The organism is Candidatus Methylopumilus universalis (assembly GCF_006365315.1).
GTDB classification, from domain to species: Bacteria; Pseudomonadota; Gammaproteobacteria; order Burkholderiales; family Methylophilaceae; genus Methylopumilus; species Methylopumilus universalis.
Window position 1 is genome coordinate 235484 of the sequence record NZ_CP040968.1, and the last position, 18886, is coordinate 254369.

The 18886-nt window shown below is 35.2% G+C and carries 20 protein-coding genes and 1 tRNA gene; 13 read left to right on the forward strand and 8 right to left on the reverse strand.

Annotated features, from left to right (window positions below):
- Positions 1-22: 22 nt before the first annotated feature.
- The 3 genes from FIT79_RS01350 to FIT79_RS01360 are packed head-to-tail and all read right to left on the reverse strand — an operon-like array spanning position 23 to position 2198.
- Positions 23-892 (reverse strand): hypothetical protein, encoded by an 870-nt coding sequence (locus tag FIT79_RS01350; RefSeq protein WP_139875373.1) that lies wholly within the window; start codon positions 890-892, stop codon positions 23-25.
- Between the two features lie 30 nt (positions 893-922).
- Entirely contained in the window at positions 923-1948 is a 1026-nt protein-coding gene (gene queA / locus FIT79_RS01355) for a tRNA preQ1(34) S-adenosylmethionine ribosyltransferase-isomerase QueA (RefSeq protein WP_139875374.1), read from the reverse strand.
- A gap of 58 nt (positions 1949-2006) precedes the next feature.
- A complete protein-coding gene (locus FIT79_RS01360) occupies positions 2007-2198 on the reverse strand; it encodes a DUF2970 domain-containing protein (RefSeq protein ID WP_139866988.1) in 192 nt (63 codons plus the stop codon).
- 95 nt (positions 2199-2293) lie between these two features.
- Here FIT79_RS01360 and FIT79_RS01365 point away from each other — a divergent pair.
- From FIT79_RS01365 to FIT79_RS01390, 6 genes are all read left to right on the forward strand, one after another.
- A tRNA-Leu gene (locus tag FIT79_RS01365) sits at positions 2294-2380 on the forward strand.
- Positions 2381-2424: 44 nt separating this feature from the next.
- Positions 2425-2883: a DUF2244 domain-containing protein gene (locus tag FIT79_RS01370; RefSeq protein WP_139875375.1), complete on the forward strand. Its 459-nt coding sequence runs from the start codon at positions 2425-2427 to the stop codon at positions 2881-2883.
- A 103-nt stretch (positions 2884-2986) separates the two neighbouring features.
- On the forward strand, positions 2987-4147 hold the full coding sequence (gene coxB, locus FIT79_RS01375) for a cytochrome c oxidase subunit II (protein ID WP_223259642.1): 1161 nt from the start codon (positions 2987-2989) through the stop codon (positions 4145-4147).
- A 39-nt stretch (positions 4148-4186) separates the two neighbouring features.
- Entirely contained in the window at positions 4187-5791 is a 1605-nt protein-coding gene (gene ctaD / locus FIT79_RS01380) for a cytochrome c oxidase subunit I (protein WP_139875376.1), read from the forward strand.
- A gap of 121 nt (positions 5792-5912) precedes the next feature.
- Positions 5913-6458, forward strand: a complete 546-nt coding sequence (locus FIT79_RS01385; RefSeq protein WP_139870036.1) for a cytochrome c oxidase assembly protein — start codon at positions 5913-5915, stop codon at positions 6456-6458.
- A gap of 34 nt (positions 6459-6492) precedes the next feature.
- Entirely contained in the window at positions 6493-7365 is an 873-nt protein-coding gene (locus FIT79_RS01390) for a cytochrome c oxidase subunit 3 (RefSeq protein ID WP_139870037.1), read from the forward strand.
- 44 nt (positions 7366-7409) lie between these two features.
- Here FIT79_RS01390 and FIT79_RS01395 read toward each other — a convergent pair whose 3' ends face one another.
- Positions 7410-7628: a twin transmembrane helix small protein gene (locus tag FIT79_RS01395; protein WP_139866998.1), complete on the reverse strand. Its 219-nt coding sequence runs from the start codon at positions 7626-7628 to the stop codon at positions 7410-7412.
- A gap of 26 nt (positions 7629-7654) precedes the next feature.
- Between FIT79_RS01395 and FIT79_RS01400 the strand changes: the two genes are divergently transcribed.
- On the forward strand, positions 7655-8392 hold the full coding sequence (locus FIT79_RS01400) for an SURF1 family protein (RefSeq protein WP_139875377.1): 738 nt from the start codon (positions 7655-7657) through the stop codon (positions 8390-8392).
- Positions 8389-8976 carry an SCO family protein gene (locus FIT79_RS01405; protein WP_139875378.1) on the forward strand — a complete coding sequence of 196 codons (588 nt, stop codon included), beginning with the start codon at positions 8389-8391 and terminating at the stop codon, positions 8974-8976. Before FIT79_RS01400 ends, FIT79_RS01405 begins: the two co-directional genes overlap by 4 nt.
- On the opposite strand, the gene FIT79_RS01410 is transcribed toward FIT79_RS01405, so the two are convergent.
- Complete coding sequence (locus tag FIT79_RS01410) at positions 8977-9471, reverse strand: peroxiredoxin family protein (protein WP_139875379.1); 495 nt, start codon at positions 9469-9471, stop codon at positions 8977-8979. It lies immediately after the preceding gene.
- A 90-nt stretch (positions 9472-9561) separates the two neighbouring features.
- Between FIT79_RS01410 and FIT79_RS01415 the strand changes: the two genes are divergently transcribed.
- Genes FIT79_RS01415 through FIT79_RS01430 form a run of 4 tightly spaced genes read left to right on the forward strand, consistent with a single transcriptional unit; the run spans position 9562 to position 12762 of the window.
- The gene (locus FIT79_RS01415) at positions 9562-10548 is read left to right on the forward strand and encodes a COX15/CtaA family protein (protein WP_139875380.1); all 987 of its coding nucleotides are present in this window, start codon (positions 9562-9564) and stop codon (positions 10546-10548) included.
- Positions 10541-11449, forward strand: a complete 909-nt coding sequence (gene cyoE, locus FIT79_RS01420) for a heme o synthase (protein WP_139870042.1) — start codon at positions 10541-10543, stop codon at positions 11447-11449. Before FIT79_RS01415 ends, cyoE begins: the two co-directional genes overlap by 8 nt.
- A 20-nt stretch (positions 11450-11469) precedes the next feature.
- On the forward strand, positions 11470-11943 hold the full coding sequence (locus FIT79_RS01425) for a c-type cytochrome (RefSeq protein WP_139875381.1): 474 nt from the start codon (positions 11470-11472) through the stop codon (positions 11941-11943).
- Between the two features lie 6 nt (positions 11944-11949).
- A complete protein-coding gene (locus tag FIT79_RS01430) occupies positions 11950-12762 on the forward strand; it encodes a symmetrical bis(5'-nucleosyl)-tetraphosphatase (protein WP_139875382.1) in 813 nt (270 codons plus the stop codon).
- Here the strand turns inward: FIT79_RS01430 and FIT79_RS01435 are convergent, their stop codons facing one another.
- A complete protein-coding gene (locus FIT79_RS01435; protein ID WP_139875383.1) occupies positions 12763-13698 on the reverse strand; it encodes a carbohydrate kinase family protein in 936 nt (311 codons plus the stop codon).
- Positions 13695-14108 carry a CopD family protein gene (locus FIT79_RS01440; RefSeq protein WP_139867017.1) on the reverse strand — a complete coding sequence of 138 codons (414 nt, stop codon included), beginning with the start codon at positions 14106-14108 and terminating at the stop codon, positions 13695-13697. Before FIT79_RS01440 ends, FIT79_RS01435 begins: the two co-directional genes overlap by 4 nt.
- Positions 14109-14311: 203 nt before the next feature.
- Between FIT79_RS01440 and FIT79_RS01445 the strand changes: the two genes are divergently transcribed.
- Positions 14312-18175: a DUF3683 domain-containing protein gene (locus tag FIT79_RS01445; protein ID WP_139875384.1), complete on the forward strand. Its 3864-nt coding sequence runs from the start codon at positions 14312-14314 to the stop codon at positions 18173-18175.
- Position 18176: 1 nt separating this feature from the next.
- On the opposite strand, the gene FIT79_RS01450 is transcribed toward FIT79_RS01445, so the two are convergent.
- Entirely contained in the window at positions 18177-18878 is a 702-nt protein-coding gene (locus tag FIT79_RS01450) for a hypothetical protein (RefSeq protein WP_223258095.1), read from the reverse strand.
- Positions 18879-18886: the final 8 nt, after the last annotated feature.

The window sequence follows — 18886 nt, forward strand, 5'->3', positions numbered from 1 at the left end:
CACCTTTTGGGGTGCGTTTTTTTTATTTAGATTTGCTAGAAATTTTAAACCCATAATAGGTTCCGAACTCACCCTCAGATTCGTTATATATAAAGAATAAATTATTTGCGAAGCCAAGGCCGTTGTAATGATTGTGTGCCCTTAACTTGATATCCTTTGGCAAAGAAGATTTACCAACGAAGCTACCCTTAACATTAAAGATTAATACTGCTTTATGGTCCACATCGAGAATAGCTAGCTCTTCGCCATCAATGCTCGTTGCCGCAATAAAGCTATCGCTTAAGTCATCAAATGCTACACCTGCTGATTTGAGATCCAAATTAATTTCTCCCACTTTGCTGCCATCATTCACATCAATAATAATGATCCTGCCACTTCTTTTTTGTTTAGCAAAGTAACGATTCGTTTTTGAGTCAAAAGAAGGCATAGTTGCTGAATCGCCAAAGGCAGGATTAAAGCTAGACACTTCTTTGGAGGTACCTTTTAAAATACCTTGTGAATCGAGGTCTAGAGAAAAAATACCCGTGTTAGGTGCGAAACCAGCTTCACTCGAAACGTTATAAGTGATGGTTGTTAGCTGAAAGCTTAATTCATTATAAAAAATGGAGCGATTATCAAATCCTGCTTGTGTTGAAGCCACATACTTTCCAGATTGATCATAGGTGTGAATAAGTGATTTAGAGATAGGCGCTTCAGTTTCAGAGCCTAAAGGAGCTAGGCCGCCATCTGCGATGTAATATTTTTTCTGTCCCGGAATAAAAGCCACTGTCATAGGCCGCGTCGTGGGCTTCCTAGCAAGCGTAATTTTAACTTCTGATTTTGCTTCAGGAAGCACGTCCGCATAAATAGAATAATTAAATATTAAAAAACATAATGCAATAATAATTTTCATAAGATCTATCTTCTAAGGTTGATTGTTAATTTAAGACCGCTCAATAAATGTAGCATCGCCATAACTAAAAAAGCGATATTCATTTTTAATGGCGTGCTGATATAGTCTTTTCATAGTATCACTTCCACTAAAAGCCGAGACTAAAATAAATAATGTGCTTTTCGGTAAATGAAAGTTGGTAAGTAATGCGTCAACAATTTTAAATGTATAACCTGGTTTAATAAAGATAGAAGTTTCTTTAAATCCAGATTGCATCGTTTCTTCAGAAAATAAACTTTCAAGCGCTCTTAAAACCGTGGTGCCGATTGCAATAATTCTGCCATTCTTTGACTTGGCATCATTAATCATGTGAATGGTTTTATCTGGCACATTAAAAGACTCGCTATGCATTTGATGGTTATTAACATCGTTATCTCTAACGGGTTGAAAAGTACCAGCTCCGACATGCAGCGTTAGAAAAGTGTATTTAATTTTCTTGTCATCTAAGGCTTTAAAAATTTCATCGGTAAAATGGAGTCCAGCAGTAGGCGCTGCAACTGCGCCGGACTCTTTGGCATAGATTGTTTGGTATCTTTTTTCATCAGATTTATCCGCATCCCTCTCGATGTAAGGGGGTAAAGGGATATGCCCATATTTTTCAAGTATGTCGTAACTGGATAAATTTGAATTAAATTCAATATAAAAAAGATCGTTTTCTTTCTTGATGACTTTAACCGACACGTCTTTATTGATTTCAAAAATATTGTCATCAACTATTTTTTTTGATGTTTTTAAGTGCGCGAGCGCATGATGGTCATCCAAGATACGCTCAATCATGATTTCAACTTTTCCGCCTGTTATTTTTTTTCCAAATAACCTGGCTTTAATTACACGTGTGTCATTGAAAATCAAAAGATCATTCGGATTTAACAAATCAACAAAGTCTGTAAACTTTTTATCGCTGAATGACTTTGTATTTTTATTCAAAACAAGGAGCCGACTCGAGTCCCTTTTTTGAAGGGGAGTTTGGGCAATAAGATGCTGGGGCAGTTCAAAATTAAAGTCTTCAATTAGCATATTAGATTTATGCGCCTAACATTTTAAGAGCAGTTTTTAAATGATCTGAATATTAGAATTATTTAATATGGTTTAAAATAACACTTACTAAAATTGCAAGCGTTAATAGCAAAAGAATTGCCACTAAAAAACCTATAATCACAAAATACTTTATCCCATGCTTTTCAACAAAAGCATCATCCTGAGAAAATCTTCTATTATTTTGGATGCCGAAAAAAGCCGATAGGATACTTTTGATGATATTAAGCATGGTCTTTTATTTAGTTTTAAATTCCTACAATCATAATATAGTTATCAGATTTAAGCCGATATTATCTATAATGTTAAGCTTGTAAGCATCTAGCGGCCGGGATGGCGGAATTGGTAGACGCACGGGACTCAAAATCCCGCGCTAGTAATAGCGTGCGAGTTCGATTCTCGCTCCCGGCACCATAAATTATTGGAATTTTTTTCTTTTATGTACGTCAAGAGAAAATATGATTCAAATCAAAAAGTCAAAGAAAGGCACTTTAGACGAATTTATTCTTCGCCCAAATCCATCTATGCCTTGGAGAGTGATTAAAAAAATATATCTTTTTTTCTTTATCTTTATTCTCATAATTTCCTCAATACTCTGTTACTTTGGATTATATCTAGCGATTCCTTTTTACGGCATTGAAGTTCTTTTGCTTGGATATACTTTATATTTCACTTGTCTTAAAAGTACCTTTTATCAAATTATAAGAATCAGTTCCCGCTTAATTGAGATTAAAACTATTCAAGGGAAAAAAATAATTAGAGAGGAGTTTAATCGAGACTGGAGTAAATTTAGACTTGTGACAACATACTTTAATCGACCTAGCTATATAATCATAAGCTCTCAGGGGAAAAATACTCGTATTGGAGATTTTTTATGCGAGAAAGAGCGCTTAGAATTGTTTAAAAAAATCTCATGATTACAATTTTTCGTATTGATTTTAAAAAATCCTACTGATAACATGAGGAACATAAAATTTCAGTAAATATAGATCATTCGACTTTTACGGTAAGGAATAATAAATGCATTTGAATAAAAGTATGGCTAGATTTTTATCTAATTTCATAGTTATCGTCTCAGCACTATTCTTATTAAGCCCCGATATATTACATGCTGCCTGGGGTTTAAATATGAGAGAGGGAGCTACCCCTATAAGTCAAGATGTTTATAACATGCATATGACTTCTTTATATGTAGTTACTGTCATTGGTATTTTGGTGTTTGGCGTGATGTTTTGGTCGATATTCCATCATCGGAAGTCGAAAGGCGTTAAACCAGCAAAATTTTCACACAGCACAACTGTTGAAGTAATTTGGACTCTTATACCTTTTGCTATCATTGTTGCATTGGCAATACCTGCAACTAAACTTCTTGCAAGGATGGATGACACTTCAAAATCTGAAATCACTATCAAAGCAACAGGGTATCAATGGAAATGGAAATATGACTACATAGATGAGGATATTACTATTTACAGTAATTTGGCCTCTGATAGTGTTGATGCTAGCCAGAGGAATTCAGGCATTGATCCAAAGACTGCTGATAACTATTTACTAAATACTGATACAGCTCTTGTACTTCCTGTCGGTAAAAAAATTAGAATTATGACAACAGCGAACGATGTTATTCATGCTTGGTGGGTACCTGATTTAGGTTGGAAAAGAGACGCTATCCCAGGATTCATTAATGACAACTGGACGATAATTAATAAAGAAGGTGTTTATCGCGGGCAGTGCGCTGAAATTTGCGGCAAAGGACATGGATATATGCCCATTGTTGTAAAGGCTGTTCCAGAAAAACAATACTTAGCTTGGGTTCAAGAAACAAAACTTGCATTAAAATCTAAAAAAGATAGTGGCGATAAAGAGCTGTCAATGGATGAGTTAAAATCTAAAGGTGAGGCGGTTTATAAAGCAAATTGTCTAGCTTGTCATCAAGCAAATGGACAAGGTATTAAGGGGGTTTTCCCATCAATTGATGGCAGTCCTCTTGCAAACCTAAAGGAAAATATTCCAGCTCATATTCATCAAGTTATTTATGGCAAGGGAAATATGCCAGCTTTTGGCGAGCAACTATCGGACACTGATATTGCCTCAGCAGTTACTTTCACAAGAAATAATTGGGGTAATAAAACAGGCGATATTATTCAGCCTAAAGATGTAGCAGCTGGCAGAAAGAAATAATTTTAAATTTAATTTTTTTAATTTAGGAAGATTTTAAGAATGAGCACAATAGCACACGCCGATCACGATCATCACGATCATCACGATCATAAGCCCGCAGGCATTAAACGTTGGTTGTTTTCAACAAACCATAAAGACATAGGTACGATGTATCTCGTTTTTTCATTGATTATGTTCTTTATTGGTGGCGCAATGGCGATGGTTATTCGTGCAGAGTTATTTCAACCAGGGCTTCAGTTTGTAGACCCCCAATTTTATAACTCGATGGTTACTGTGCATGCGCTTGTAATGATTTTCGGAGCTGTTATGCCTGCTGGAGTCGGTCTTGCTAATTGGATGATACCTATTATGATTGGCGCTCCGGACATGGCCCTTCCTCGTATGAATAATATGAGTTTTTGGATTATGCCTTTTGCTTTTGCACTTCTTTTAGGCACTTTATTTATGGAAGGTGGAGGCCCTGCAGGCGGCTGGACTATGTACCCTCCTCTTGTTCTTCAAACAGGAAAAGCATTTCCGTATTTAATCTTTGCGGTTCATTTCCTAGGTATCTCATCTATTATGGGTGCAATTAATATCATTGCGACAGTCTTCAATATGAGAGCGCCAGGTATGACATTAATGAGATTGCCTTTGTTTGTCTGGACTTGGGTGATTACAGCCTTTTTACTTATTGCCTCTATGCCAGTTTTAGCAGGTGCCGTAACAATGCTCTTAACAGATAAATATTTTGGCACAAGCTTTTTTAATGCTGCCGGTGGTGGTGACCCGGTATTGTTCCAGCATATTTTTTGGTTCTTCGGACATCCAGAAGTTTATATTTTAGCCCTACCAGCTTTCGGAATCGTATCTCAAATTATCCCGACTTTTGCTCGTAAGCCACTTTTCGGATATGCATCTATGGTTTACGCAACAGCATCAATTGCAATTCTTTCTTTCTTTGTATGGGCGCATCACATGTTTACAGTTGGCCTTCCTATCAACGGCGAATTATTTTTCATGTATGCAACGATGTTAATTGCTGTTCCTACAGGCGTTAAAGTATTTAATTGGGTGGCTACAATGTGGAGAGGCGCTATGACTTTTGAGACTCCCATGCTATTTGCATTGGCATTTGTAATTTTATTTACAATTGGAGGCTTTTCAGGACTTATGTTAGGTATTACGCCGGTTGACTTCCAATATCATGACACATACTTTGTTGTAGCTCATTTCCATTATGTCTTATTAACAGGTGCAGTATTTGCTCTTATGGCCTCTGTTTATTATTGGCTTCCTAAATGGACAGGCAACATGTATGACGAGAAATTAGCTAAGGTACATTTCTGGTTATCGACCATTTTTGCAAATGTACTTTTCTTTCCACAACACTTTTTAGGTTTAGCCGGTATGCCAAGAAGAATTCCAGATTACAGTGTGCAGTTTGCAGATTTTAATATGGTTTCAAGCCTTGGTGGTTTTGCTTACGGCATTTCACAATTGTTATTCGTATACATAGTTATCAAATGTGTTCTAGGCGGCAAAAAAGCTACAGGTCAAGTTTGGGAAGGCGCACGCGGTTTGGAGTGGACATTGAGCTCACCTCCGCCATACCATTCATTCACTAAGCCACCAAAAGTCACAAAAGCTTTAATGGACTATTAATGGTAAAAAAAGCATTTCAAAATAATAATGAATTAGTTAAAAAAAGAAATAAACGATTAGCATTGATTCTAGGGTTAGTTGCCTTTTCTTTTTACGTAGGGTTTCTTCTAAGCAATATGAAATGATTAAATTTGGCGGCATTAAGCGAACAACTGTTTATTTAACGCTGCTCACAGTTGTAATGTTTGGTTTTGGTTATGCGCTTGTGCCTCTATATGATGTTTTTTGTGAAGTCACTGGGCTGAATGGAAAGACAGGACGTATTTATAATGCAGAAGCGTCAAAGTTAGTTGTAGACACTCAACGATTTGTTACTATTCACTTTGATTCGAATATAAATGGTAATTTAGCTTGGAAATTAAAAGCCGATCAAAAGTTTTTAAAGGTTAATCCAGGTAAATTTTATGTTGTAACCTATACTGTTGAAAATATGATTAGTGAGGAAATCGTTGGGCAGGCAATACCAAGTGTTACACCTCAAATTGCATCACTTTATTTAAAAAAGTCAGAGTGTTTTTGTTTTAGGAATCAAGTATTAAAGCCCGGTGAGAGTAAAAAACTTACTGTACGGTTTGAGGTAGATAAAGATATTCCTAAAAATGTGGAATCACTTACTCTTTCTTACACTTTTTTCAGAGCTTTGAAAGATGACAAAAAGGCAAGTTAAGTAATATTAATATATTAATAATTAAGGAAATTATATGGCAAGCAAAGATATCTATTTTGTTCCAGAGTCAAGTAAATGGCCAATAGTCGGCAGCCTTGCTCTCTTTACTACATTCGTAGGTTCAGCGATGTTATTAAATCAATCGCCCAATGCAAAATATGTCTTTATTGCTGGCATAGCAGCAGTAATTTACATGTTTGCAGGATGGTTTTCAAATGTAATAGCCGAAAGCCTTTCAGGGAAATATAACAAACAAGTAGATATTAGCTTCAGAATGGGCATGGGCTGGTTTATTCTTTCAGAAGTTATGTTTTTTGCAGCTTTTTTTGGTGCGCTATTTTATGCTCGTGTATTATCTGTGCCTTGGCTTAGTGGTGAAGGTCATGGAGTAGTAACGCATCAGTTTTTATGGCCCGCATTTAAAGCATCTTGGCCTATGTCAGTGATGCCAAATCCAAGCAATTTTACGGTTTATAAAGACACTATCCCGGCATTTGGCTTGCCCGCAGTTAATACCTTAATACTTTTAATAAGTGGGGTGACAGTTACATTTGCTCATTGGGCTTTAAAAAAAGCACAAAGAAATTATCTTAATATCTGGCTTGCTGTTACGGTCGCATTAGGTGCATTATTTGTGTACTTGCAAGCAACCGAGTATCACCATGCTTACACCGAATTAAGTTTAAAACTTAGCTCTGGAATATATGGATCTACATTTTTCTTGCTTACAGGATTCCATGGTTTTCATGTAACAATGGGCGCTGTTATGTTAGCAGTGATTCTATTGAGATCAATTAAAGGGCATTTTACAAAAAATGATCATTTTGCTTTTGAGGCTGTCGCTTGGTATTGGCACTTTGTGGATGTGGTTTGGCTAGGTTTGTTTATATTTGTATATTGGCTTTAATCTAGCACATTTAAAAAGCGCTATATTTATAGCGCTTTTTTATTTCACATGCCATGAGGATGAATCAGGCCAGAATAAAATCCATAAAAAAGCAGGAAGAATAAAAGAAGAGAAAGGCCAACTCTAAAGGAAAGCGATGTAACCATTCTGTTAGAATTCTTTTTTTTATCTTTGATTAGAAAGAAAAGCCCACCCGAAAGGGATAGAAGTATAAATAATAGAATTGCTATTACAAGAATCTTAAACAATAATTCACCGCTCATAAAATAACCTTGTCCTCAATATAATTTTGAAATTTTCAATCTATAACATAAGTTTTAATTATAAGTTATTACCTACTCTGATATTTATTATATTTTTTACCCTTTTTATTAAATTAGGGTTCTGGCAGATGGACCGTGCCGATCAAAAAAAGATAATTAATATGGCATTTGTCGAAAGACAAAATCAGCCGCCAATAAATTTAAATAAAGAAACTATCCAAATGCCAATAAAGGATATTATTTGGCACCATGTTACTTTAAGTGGGGAGTTTTTAAATGATAAGAATATTATTCTAGACAATCAAATTCGTGAAGAAAAAGCAGGCTTTCTCATTTACACCCCTTTTAAAATTTTAAATTCTAATAAAATTATCTTAATTAATAGGGGCTGGTACCCTCTAACTAATTCAAGAAAAGATATTCTTGATATACCCCCTATTAAAGAGATACGAATAATTGAAGGTCAAGTTAGTCAAATGCCCTCTTCTGGTATTTCACTAGGAAAAGTAGTAACTGAAAAATTAAATGAGTCGTCTTTTAGGCTTCAGAAGATGGATTATGAAGTTTTAAGCTCTTTAATAAGCAAAGATTTAATGGGGTATGAAGTTAAACTCAGAAAACCAATTTTTGATAAGACTTATGTTGTAGATTCAGGTATCCCAGTCCCGGACAGTGATAAAAATTACGGTTATGCCTTTCAGTGGTTTGCGATGGCATTTACTCTTTTCATTATTTTTATAAGATTAGGCGTAAAAAAGAAATGATCTTAAGCGATATTCTTAAGTCACGATTAAAACTAATTGGCATTGTATTGTTATTTTTTATGCCTGTAGTTTATGCATGGTATTTAGTTTTTTTTACAAATTACAAAATGCATACAAAAGGAGTAGAGCACGGACTCTTAATTAGTCCAATTATTCAGGTTGGTGATTTCGAGTTATTTGAACCGATAAGCCAAGAAAAATATCAATTAATTGGTAAATGGACATTAGTTTCCTTCGTGGAAAATAAATGTGAGAAGGCGTGTGAGTTTCAATTATATGAGTTAAGACAAATTTGGCTTGCATTAGGTAAAGATGGCAATAAAATTCAAAGGCTAGCTATAGTTAAAGATAAAAATTTAATTTCATCTGAACAGATTAAATTGAGCCAAGGCCACCTCTTCTTGAAAGAAGATAAAGATTCAAAAGATAGACTAAATAGTCGAATTAAATCTTATCCAGCCTTTGATAGCGAATCTATCTATCTGATAGATCCTTATGGAAATTTGATGATGCAATATAAAAAAGGAACGAATCCATCTGGAATAATTAAAGATATAGAACGATTAATAAGAATTTCAAAATAATTAGGAATCTAGATGCTTTTTCAAAAGAGCATTTAATTTATTAAAATCTAATTCTCCTATGACTTTATCAATGATTTTTCCATTTTTATCAATTAGTATTGAAGTTGGTGTAAGACGAATGTTCTCAAATGATTGTGCAATTTGACCGTCAATGTCTAGCACAACAGGAAAAGGGATTTTATTTTTTTGAGTAAAATTTAAGACATGATTTGGCGGGTCATAGCTCATAGATACAGCGATAATTTCCAAACCTTGCCCTCTGAATTGATTATAAGTAGTAGCTAGACCTGGCATTTCTTTGATACATCCTGGACAGTCGGTTGCCCAAAAATTGATGATTGTAAAATTGTTTTTAACTTGATAAAGCTGGAAAGCTTCACCAGTAATTGAAGTAACCCGAATCTCAGGAACTTTTTTATTTGCAGTTAATGACAAAAAAAATAAGACTAAAAGAGCTAATAAAACGAATAACAGCCAGAGAGATTTTTTTGCCATAATTGGGTGAATGTTATAATTCTTTCATAGTAATGGAATTATTTCTTATGAGTCTAATCGATATTATTATAATTTTATAGAAATTTAATTATGAATCTTTTTAAAAAAATTACTTTATTTACAACAATTATGACATTTTGCTTAATTGTTCTAGGCGCCTATGTAAGGCTGTCTGATGCTGGTTTAGGTTGCCCAGATTGGCCAGGATGTTTTGGAACGCTAACAGTGCCAGAAAGCCAACTGGCTATTGAAAAAGCCCAACATACTTTTCCAGGTCAGGTTATAGAAAATGACAAAGCTTGGAAGGAAATGGTTCATAGATATGTGGCAGGCCTATTGGGGCTTTTAATTTTATCAATTGCATATTTGGCTTATAAAAATAAAAAATCACTTAAAGTGAACATCCTTGTTCCTTACAGTCTTCTGGGTATTGTATTTTTTCAAGCTATGTTAGGAATGCTTACAGTTACACTTTTACTCAAGCCTATTATTGTTAGTGCCCATTTAATAGGTGGCATGGCAACTTTAGCTATACTCACCTATCTAAGCTACGAACATTTCAACAAAAATTCAAAATTAATTCTAAAGAAAAGCATAATTTTTTATATGGCAAGGTTTGGCCTTATTCTGATTTTTATGCAAATATTTTTAGGTGGTTGGACAAGCACCAATTATGCTGGTCTCGCTTGTACAGATTTTCCGACCTGCCATGGTCAATGGATCCCTGATATGGACTTTAAGAGTGCGTTTAATATTTTCAGAAATCTAGGCCAAACTTCTGAAGGGGCTCCAATTAGCCTTAACGCACTGCATGCAATTCAATGGATACACAGAGTAGGCGCTATAACTGTAGTTATTTATTTTGGCTATTTATCTTATGCATTAATGAAATATAAACAATTGAGATTTGAAGCAATCCTTCTATTAATTATATTGGCAGCCCAATTTGTTATTGGAGTTGCTAACTTGATTCTTCATCTCCCAATGGTCTTAGCTGTTAGTCATAATCTAACAGCAGCTTTACTAGTTATCATAATAACAATATTAAATTCAAAAATTAAAAAACAATATGCTTAACTCTCTTAAAAAAAATGCTTTGAATCTTAAGGTTGATTTAAAGAATTTTTTAGTTCTTTGCAAGTTGCGAGTTAATTCACTTATTGTTTTTACTGCTGTGATAGGAATGTTTTTAGCTACCCCAGGGATGGTGCCATTTAATCTATTGCTAAGCTCTATTTTGGGTATTGCTTTTGTCTCGTTTGCAGCAGCAGCTTTTAATTGCCTGATTGAACAAAAAATAGATGCTGTGATGGCAAGAACAAAAGGAAGGCCAATAGGGACAGGGCAATTGTCATCCGAACGCACTGTAGTTTATGCAAGTATTTTGGGAGGTATTGGATTAGCAATTCTTTTTTATTATGTGAACTCTCTAACAATGTGGCTTACTCTTGCAACTTTTTTCTCTTACTCTGTCATTTATACAATTTTCCTTAAGCCTGCTACGCCAATGAATATTGTTATTGGTGGGGCCTCTGGCGCCATGCCTCCTATTTTAGGGTGGGCAGCAGTTAATAATACTGTTGGACCGGAAGCGCTAATTTTATTTTTAATTATCTTCTGCTGGACGCCACCTCATTTTTGGGCATTGGCACTTTACCGGAGAAATGATTATGCAAAAGTAGGTATACCAATGTTACCTGTCACACACGGCGAGTCTTTCACATTATTACAAATTGTTCTATATACAATCATTTTGATTATTGTGACTATGGCGCCATTTAGTCTTGGTATGAGTGGGCTTATTTATTTAATTTGTGCCACTATTCTTAATGCCTTTTTCTTGTACTATGTAATTATGCTTTATAAAAAGTACTCAGATAAATTGTCCATGAAAACATTTAGATATTCTATTATCTATTTAAGTTTGATTTTTTCTGCGATGTTAGTTGACCATTATTTTAAATTTACTCTGTATTAAGATTACAAAAGGAAAGTTAAATGAATTTAGAAAAAGAAAAAAATGTATTATTTGAATTAACTATAATTATTGTTGGAGCAATTGTAGGGGGAATTTTATTCATTTCATTCGTAACCTATGACTTTAAGAGCATTACTAGTTCTAACGTTATGGTAGAAAGTAAAATTAAAGAAAATATTCAGCCAGTAGCAAAGGTAGAGTTATCACAGGCTATTGCAGAAGGGTCAGCTTCGGGAGGAAAATCAGGAGAGGAAGTCTACAAAGCTGCTTGTTTAATGTGCCATCAAGCTGGTATGTTAAATGCTCCAAAATTTGGTGATGTGCAAGCCTGGGCTCCAAGAATAGCTCAAGGTTACGAAGTGCTTGTTCAGCATGCCATCAAAGGAATTCGATCTATGCCTGCAAAAGGTGGGAATGCATCTTTGTCTGACAATGAAGTTGCAAGTGCGGTCTTATATATGTCGAATTCATCAGGCGCTAACTTTAAAAAATAAATATCTATGGCAATTTACGCAATTGGTGATATTCAAGGTTGCTACTATTCTTTTCTAGATTTACTAAAAAAAATTAAATTTAAACGTGGCAGAGATCAACTTTGGCTCGTAGGTGATTTAGTTAATCGTGGTAATGGATCATTAGAAATTTTAAGATGGTGCTATAAAAATAAATCCTCAGTGACAGCTGTCTTAGGCAATCATGATCTTCATGCATTAGCTATCAAATATAAAGTCATTGAGCCAGACGATGAAGATACTTTGTCTCGCCTTCTTAAAGCAAAAGACTCAGATTTACTTTTTAAATGGTTAAGATCACTCCCATTAGTGCATTATGAAAAAAAACACTTAATGGTTCATGCAGGTTTAATGCCTCAGTGGACTATTAAAGATGCTCTTAAATTCTCGAAAGAAGTAAGCACGCAACTCCGTAGTAAAAAATATATAGAATTTTTATCTTCTATCTATGGCAATAAGCCAGATAAGTGGTCTAGCAGTTTAAATAAAAATGATAAAGCAAGAATTATCATTAATGCGACAACAAGATTGAGGGCTTTATCTTCAGACGGAGCTATTGATTTTACCTATAAAGGCGAACTTAAAAATATGCCTAAAAAATTAAAAGCTTGGTTTGATTTTCCTAAAAGAAAAACTAAAGATAATGTTATTATTTTTGGCCATTGGTCAGCACTTGGACTTGTCACAAGAGGAGATATTTTTTCGATTGATACAGGCTGTGTTTGGGGAAGAGCTTTAACGACCATCAGACTTGATGATAAGTCAGTATTTTCTGTCAAAGCTAATTCAAAAGATACCTAGTTAATTATTTTCTTCGATTAATTTTTTTGTATAAAGCATTTCGATGTCATCACGGGTAGGCCGATGATTCTGACCTCCTTGATTTTGAATTTTAATAGCACTCATCACAGAAGCTAATCGACCAGTAGATTGCCAATCCCATTTTTTAGAAATTCCATATAGAAGGCCTGCGCGATAAGCGTCGCCGCACCCTGTTGGATCAATAGTTGATTGAACCTTAATGGGTTCGATCTTATATGTTTTATGATCAGCATAAATGATTGAGCCTTCACCACCCCTGGTAACAATTAATGCCTCTACTCTTTTAGAAATTTCTTCTAAAGAAAGAGAAGTCTTTTCTGATAGAAGAGTTGCTTCATAGTCGTTCACCGCAATATATGAAGCATCATCAATAAATTTTAAAAGTTCTTCACGATTAAACATTGGCAGCCCTTGACCAGGATCGAACATAAAAGGGATATTAAGTGCCTTACATTCTTTAGCGTGATTCATCATGCCATCTTTCCCATCTGGCGCAATAATGGCTAAACATACATCCTTCACTTCTTTAATTTTGTTCTGATGAGATTCCACCATGGCGCCTGGATGAAAAGCTGTAATTTGATTGTCACTGAGATCAGTTGTAATATATGCCTGCGCTGTATAGAGACTTTTAATTTCTTTGATATATGAAGTATCAATTCCATTTTGATTAAGCCAGTCAAAATAAACGGAAAAGTCACTACCTACCGTTGCCATAATTACAGGATTTTCATCGAGAAGCTTAAGATTGAAAGCAATATTTCCTGCAGTACCGCCAAATTCTTTCCTAAGTTCTGGCACATAAAAAGCCACACTTAATTTATGAATACTTTCAGGCAAAATATGGTTTTTAAATTGGTCTTTGAATACCATAATGGTATCGAAAGCCATAGAGCCACAGATGAGTATACTCATGCTGGTTTAAATTCGACTAAGTAAATTATGACAACAAGAGCTATTACAGGCACCTCATTAAACCATCGGAAATATATATGGCTATGCTTATTTTTATTGTTTTTAAAATCAATAAGATGTTTAAAACATAGATAGTGATAAGCAAGCAATAAGATTACAAGACCTATTTTAATTTGAAGCCATTGTTCAGTGACTCCATAGAGATTCCAAAGCCATCCTCCGAAAAGTATTGTTAAAAAAGCGCCGGGTGTCATGATGCCAAAAAAAAGCTTTCTTTCCATGACTTTGAATCTTTCATGGCTAATTTTATCTTTACTCATGGCGTGGTAAACAAATAGCCTTGGCAAATAAAAAAGGCCAGCAAACCAAGTCACCATAAATATAATATGAAGGGTTTTTATCCAGAGCATTTTGGGTGTTTTTGAGAAATTAATCTGAACTTTGTTAAAGTCATTGGATTCATAAAATGATAAGGGGCGGGCTCTTTAAGCCGAGTAAATTGAGTTCATATTTTAACTGAATTTTTTGCCTAAAGTTCAATAACCCTATGGGTTATAACGTTGTTAGCAATTCTCCTCCATGATATGCTCATGGTTAAATTAAATTTATTTAAATGAACGCCCCAATACTCAAATCTATTTTTAAAACGCAACCATTTCCAATCAATCGATTGCGTGAAATACCCTATAACTATACTTCGTTTTCAGACCGAGAAATTGTCATTAGATTCTTGGGGGAAAATGTCTGGAATATTCTGAATGAATTGAGAGACGAAAGAAAGACAGGCCGATCTGCTCGAATGCTTTTCGAGGTGCTAGGTGATTTATGGGTAGTTAATAGAAATCCTTACCTTCAAGATGATCTTTTAGAAAATCCGAAGCGACTGAAAGCATTAGTAGATGCTATGTATCATCGTATCCATTCGATTGGGGAGCGAAGTTCTGGCAATGCCAAAGTCATTGAGCTTTCTGAGGCAGCGCATAAGGCAGTTAAGACTTTTGAAAATGATTTCAAGTTGGTCAAAAAACTTAGAAGAAAAATTTTTTCTAAATTAAAAAAAATCACTAAAAAAGATAATATTCAATTTGATGGATTGGCGAGAGTATCTCATGTAACTGATGCAACGGACTGGAGAGTTGAATACCCATTCGTGGTAATAAACCCAGATCACGAAGAAGAGATGGCGCACATTGTTAAAGCTTGTATCGAGCTTGAGTTAACGATTATTCCTCGAGGTGGAGGTACAGGATACACTGGTGGGGCTATTCCGCTCTCCCCGTTCTCAGCGGTCATTAATACCGAAAAACTTGATGATATAAGCAATGTCGAATATCAGAATTTACCTGGTGTTAGTGAGCGTGTGCCTGTTGTGAAGTGCGGTGCTGGGGTTGTTACAAGACGCGCTATGGAAATGGCGACAAATAACGGTCTTGAATTCGCTTGTGATCCAACATCAGCAGATGCATGTTGTATTGGTGGCAATATTGCAGTAAATGCTGGCGGAAAGAAAGCGGTTCTGTGGGGGACAGCTTTAGATAATTTAGCTTCTTGGAAAATGGTTGACCCTAATGGTAATTGGATTGAGATTGAAAGATTAGATCATAATCTTGGCAAAATTCATGATGTAGATTTGGTGCGCTTTAAAATTAGTCGTTACAACACTAATGGTAAAGACTTAATTGATAAGCCAGAAATATTAGAAATTCCAGGAAGCAGTTTTAGAAAAATTGGATTAGGTAAGGATGTTACTGATAAATTCTTGAGTGGGCTTCCAGGTGTCCAAAAAGAAGGCTGTGACGGACTTATCACATCTGGTACTTTCATCCTTCATAAAATGCCAAAGTATATAAGAACTATATGCTTAGAATTTTTTGGTAATGTCTCTCATGCAGTTCCAGCAATTGTTGAAATCAAAGATTATTTAGATCAATCAAATAGCACGCTCTTAGCTGGCTTAGAGCATATGGATGAGCGTTATATTAAGGCTGTTGGATACAGCACAAAAGCTGCAAGGCAAGAGCGTCCCCGCATGGTTTTGATTGCTGATATAGCTAGTGATGATGAAGATGCTGTAGGAATTTCAGCCTCTCAAATTGTCCAGATAGCTAATTCAAGAGATGGCGAAGGTTTTATAGCAGTTTCAGCAGATGCACGAAAACGTTTTTGGCTAGACCGTGCAAGAACAGCCGCTATTGCAAAACATACGAACGCATTCAAGATTAATGAAGATGTTGTAATTCCCTTGCCAAAGCTTGGTGAATATTCTGACGGTATTGAAAGAATTAATATTGAGCTTTCAATTAGAAACAAATTAAAACTTTTAGATGATTTAGAAACTTTTATTGAGCACGAAAAGTTTCTTTATGAAGAAGAGGGTTTGAATTCAGATCCAGAGCTTAATCAAGTTAAGCAAAAAATGAGTATAGATTTGATTCATGGATTAAGGGAAAAATGGGGCCAGATGCTCGACAATTTGGATGGTCCGCTTTCATCACTTCTTCAAAGAAATGTTGATATTGAATATAAATATGAAAATATCTTTAGAGCCCTTCAATCTTATGAGTTAAGAATTTCTTGGAAGAAAGAACTTAAAGATCCACTTCATGAAATTTTTAGTGGAAGAGAGTACCAGGCCTTCCTACTTAAGCTAGATCAAATACATAAAAATACTTTGAAGAGCAGGGTATTTATAGCCCTTCATATGCATGCTGGAGATGGTAATGTGCATACCAATATTCCAGTCAATTCAGATGACTACCAAATGATGCATGAAGCGCATGAGGCGGTAGTGAGAGTTATGGCTTTAGCTAAAAGCCTCAATGGTGTTATTTCTGGCGAGCACGGCATTGGCATTACAAAAATGGAATTTCTAGATGAGAGCACAATTGAAGCATTTGAGAAATATAAAAATAAAGTAGACCCCTTTGGACATTTTAATAAAGGCAAACTACTTCCAGGATCTGGTTTAGAAAATGCTTATACGCCAAGCTTCGGACTATTAGAGCAAGAATCGATCATCATGGAACAATCTGCTATTGGAGAAATCGCAGATTCAATAAGTGATTGCCTGCGATGCGGTAAATGTAAGCCCGTTTGTACTACTCATGTTCCGCGCTCTAATTTACTCTACAGCCCAAGAAATAAAATTTTAGCAACCTCACTTCTGATCGAAGCATTTCTATATGAAGAACAAACAAGGCGTGGCATTTCAATTAAACATTTTGATGAATTCAATGATGTAGCTGATCATTGCACTGTCTGCCATAAATGCTTAAATCCATGTCCGGTAGATATTGATTTTGGTGAAGTCTCTATCGCTATGCGAAATTTTCTAAGAGAGCAGGGTAAGCGTCATTTTAGTCCAGGCACTGCTCTAGCTATGACTTATTTGAATATGAAAGACCCTGTCACTATTAAAATTATGAGAACTTTAATGGTTGATTTCGGTTACAAAGCTCAACAAGCTGGGCATAATCTATTAAAAAAACTTGGTGTTATTAATTTATTTAAAAATAACCCACCTTCTACAATTGGCAAGGCTCCAATTAAGTCTCAGATTGTTCATTTCTTAAATAGGCCTATGCCTAAAAATATGCCCACTAAGACATCAAGAGCTCTTCTTGGCATAGAAGACGATAAGCTTGTTCCCGTAATAAGGAATCTACAAAAAATCAATGAAGACTCTGATGCAGTTTTTTATTTTCCCGGATGTGGCTCTGAAAGACTTTTCTCTCAAGTAGGCTTGGCGACCCAAGCAATGTTATATGAGGTAGGTGCTATTACTGTGCTGCCGCCAGGTTATTTGTGTTGTGGTTATCCGCAAACATCGTCTGGCAACCATGATAAAGGTCAAAAAATAACTTCTGATAATCGTGTTCAATTTCATAGAGTCGCTAACACGCTTAATTATTTAGATATTAAAACAGTGATTGTTTCTTGTGGGACTTGTATGGATCAATTACAAAAGTATGAATTTGAAAAAATATTTCCTGGTTGTAGATTATTAGATATTCATGAATATCTCATGGAAAAAGGAATAAAAATGGAAGGTGTATCAGGTACGAGATATATGTACCATGACCCATGCCATAGCCCAATGAAAACATATGCGCCTAGCAAAGTTACAAATGCATTGATGAATACAAATGTACCTCTAAATGATCGCTGTTGCGGTGAGTCTGGAACGTTTGCTGTAGGTAGGCCAGATATTGCAACGCAAGTTAAAAAGAGAAAACAAGAAGAAATTGAAAAAGGCATTCAAAAAATGGGCGAGGATCAGCCAGAGGCTTTAGGAGAAGTGAAAATTCTTACTTCCTGCCCTTCTTGTCTGCAAGGGCTTGCTCGTTACGGAGAGGATACAAATACGACTGCAGATTATATTGTTGTTGAATTGGCTAAGAATTTATTGGGCGCCAATTGGATGCAAAATTATGTCGAGAGCTCAACCAAAGGTGGCATTGAGAAAATACTTTTGTAATTTAAAAGGGTATCAATAAGCCAGTCGTGACGTTCTGAATAATTCGCGTAATACTGCGCTCAGTTTTTTCAGATAACGTAAAAGCTAGAAAATCTGTTCTACCAATAATTTTTCCAAACTCTCTTTCAAAAGATAAATTACTTTCTTTTTCATTTATTTCATTCGCTAGTAAAAAGAATTTACCGGAGCTATCTTTAGTGTTAGAGAGTTTCCAAACAGCTGTTTCAATATTGCGAGAGGCGTTGTACAACATCTGAGGATCAACGGAGTCGAATAAATAAAATTCTTTTTTGCCTCCATGAGCTTTGATAAGCATTGTATAAATACCCACAATAAATGGAAGCACTTTGTCGCCTTTATAGTCCTCGCTAAATGTTAAATAAATAGCATCCGTGCCTTGAGCATTATTGATAGCTTCAAAATTCCAATTATGGTTTCCATTAAATACCCAATTCACCATTTTTTCAGGATCTTCAGACGTACTTTTTTTTAATTCAGAAGGATTTCTTTTGTAAAGCTTAATCATAAGTGTTTTTAAACTTTGAATATTTTCTCTGATCTCATGATCAGCCATACGATCAAAATCTGTTTTTCCAAGCTGTCTTGCAGACTGCCTATCTGGCTCAACAATTTCTTTTGCATGTGAAATGGGAAGGGACACTAAAAATACCAAACAAAAAAAGAAATAATAAAATTTATTCATTTTCTTCT

What these genes read in the sequence shown, in the direction of transcription:
- FIT79_RS01440 (WP_139867017.1), bottom strand. Translation starts at nt 14,108, where the DNA reads ATGCTCTGGATAAAAACCCTTCATATTATATTTATGGTGACTTGGTTT.
- FIT79_RS01370 (WP_139875375.1), top strand. Translation starts at nt 2,425, where the DNA reads ATGATTCAAATCAAAAAGTCAAAGAAAGGCACTTTAGACGAATTTATT.
- cyoE (WP_139870042.1), top strand. Translation starts at nt 10,541, where the DNA reads ATGCTTAACTCTCTTAAAAAAAATGCTTTGAATCTTAAGGTTGATTTA.
- FIT79_RS01430 (WP_139875382.1), top strand. Translation starts at nt 11,950, where the DNA reads ATGGCAATTTACGCAATTGGTGATATTCAAGGTTGCTACTATTCTTTT.
- FIT79_RS01395 (WP_139866998.1), bottom strand. Translation starts at nt 7,628, where the DNA reads ATGAGCGGTGAATTATTGTTTAAGATTCTTGTAATAGCAATTCTATTA.
- FIT79_RS01435 (WP_139875383.1), bottom strand. Translation starts at nt 13,698, where the DNA reads ATGAGTATACTCATCTGTGGCTCTATGGCTTTCGATACCATTATGGTA.
- ctaD (WP_139875376.1), top strand. Translation starts at nt 4,187, where the DNA reads ATGAGCACAATAGCACACGCCGATCACGATCATCACGATCATCACGAT.
- coxB (WP_223259642.1), top strand. Translation starts at nt 2,987, where the DNA reads ATGCATTTGAATAAAAGTATGGCTAGATTTTTATCTAATTTCATAGTT.
- FIT79_RS01415 (WP_139875380.1), top strand. Translation starts at nt 9,562, where the DNA reads ATGAATCTTTTTAAAAAAATTACTTTATTTACAACAATTATGACATTT.
- queA (WP_139875374.1), bottom strand. Translation starts at nt 1,948, where the DNA reads ATGCTAATTGAAGACTTTAATTTTGAACTGCCCCAGCATCTTATTGCC.
- FIT79_RS01445 (WP_139875384.1), top strand. Translation starts at nt 14,312, where the DNA reads ATGAACGCCCCAATACTCAAATCTATTTTTAAAACGCAACCATTTCCA.
- FIT79_RS01405 (WP_139875378.1), top strand. Translation starts at nt 8,389, where the DNA reads ATGATCTTAAGCGATATTCTTAAGTCACGATTAAAACTAATTGGCATT.
- FIT79_RS01385 (WP_139870036.1), top strand. Translation starts at nt 5,913, where the DNA reads ATGATTAAATTTGGCGGCATTAAGCGAACAACTGTTTATTTAACGCTG.
- FIT79_RS01350 (WP_139875373.1), bottom strand. Translation starts at nt 892, where the DNA reads ATGAAAATTATTATTGCATTATGTTTTTTAATATTTAATTATTCTATT.
- FIT79_RS01390 (WP_139870037.1), top strand. Translation starts at nt 6,493, where the DNA reads ATGGCAAGCAAAGATATCTATTTTGTTCCAGAGTCAAGTAAATGGCCA.
- FIT79_RS01450 (WP_223258095.1), bottom strand. Translation starts at nt 18,878, where the DNA reads ATGAATAAATTTTATTATTTCTTTTTTTGTTTGGTATTTTTAGTGTCC.
- FIT79_RS01360 (WP_139866988.1), bottom strand. Translation starts at nt 2,198, where the DNA reads ATGCTTAATATCATCAAAAGTATCCTATCGGCTTTTTTCGGCATCCAA.
- FIT79_RS01410 (WP_139875379.1), bottom strand. Translation starts at nt 9,471, where the DNA reads ATGGCAAAAAAATCTCTCTGGCTGTTATTCGTTTTATTAGCTCTTTTA.
- FIT79_RS01425 (WP_139875381.1), top strand. Translation starts at nt 11,470, where the DNA reads ATGAATTTAGAAAAAGAAAAAAATGTATTATTTGAATTAACTATAATT.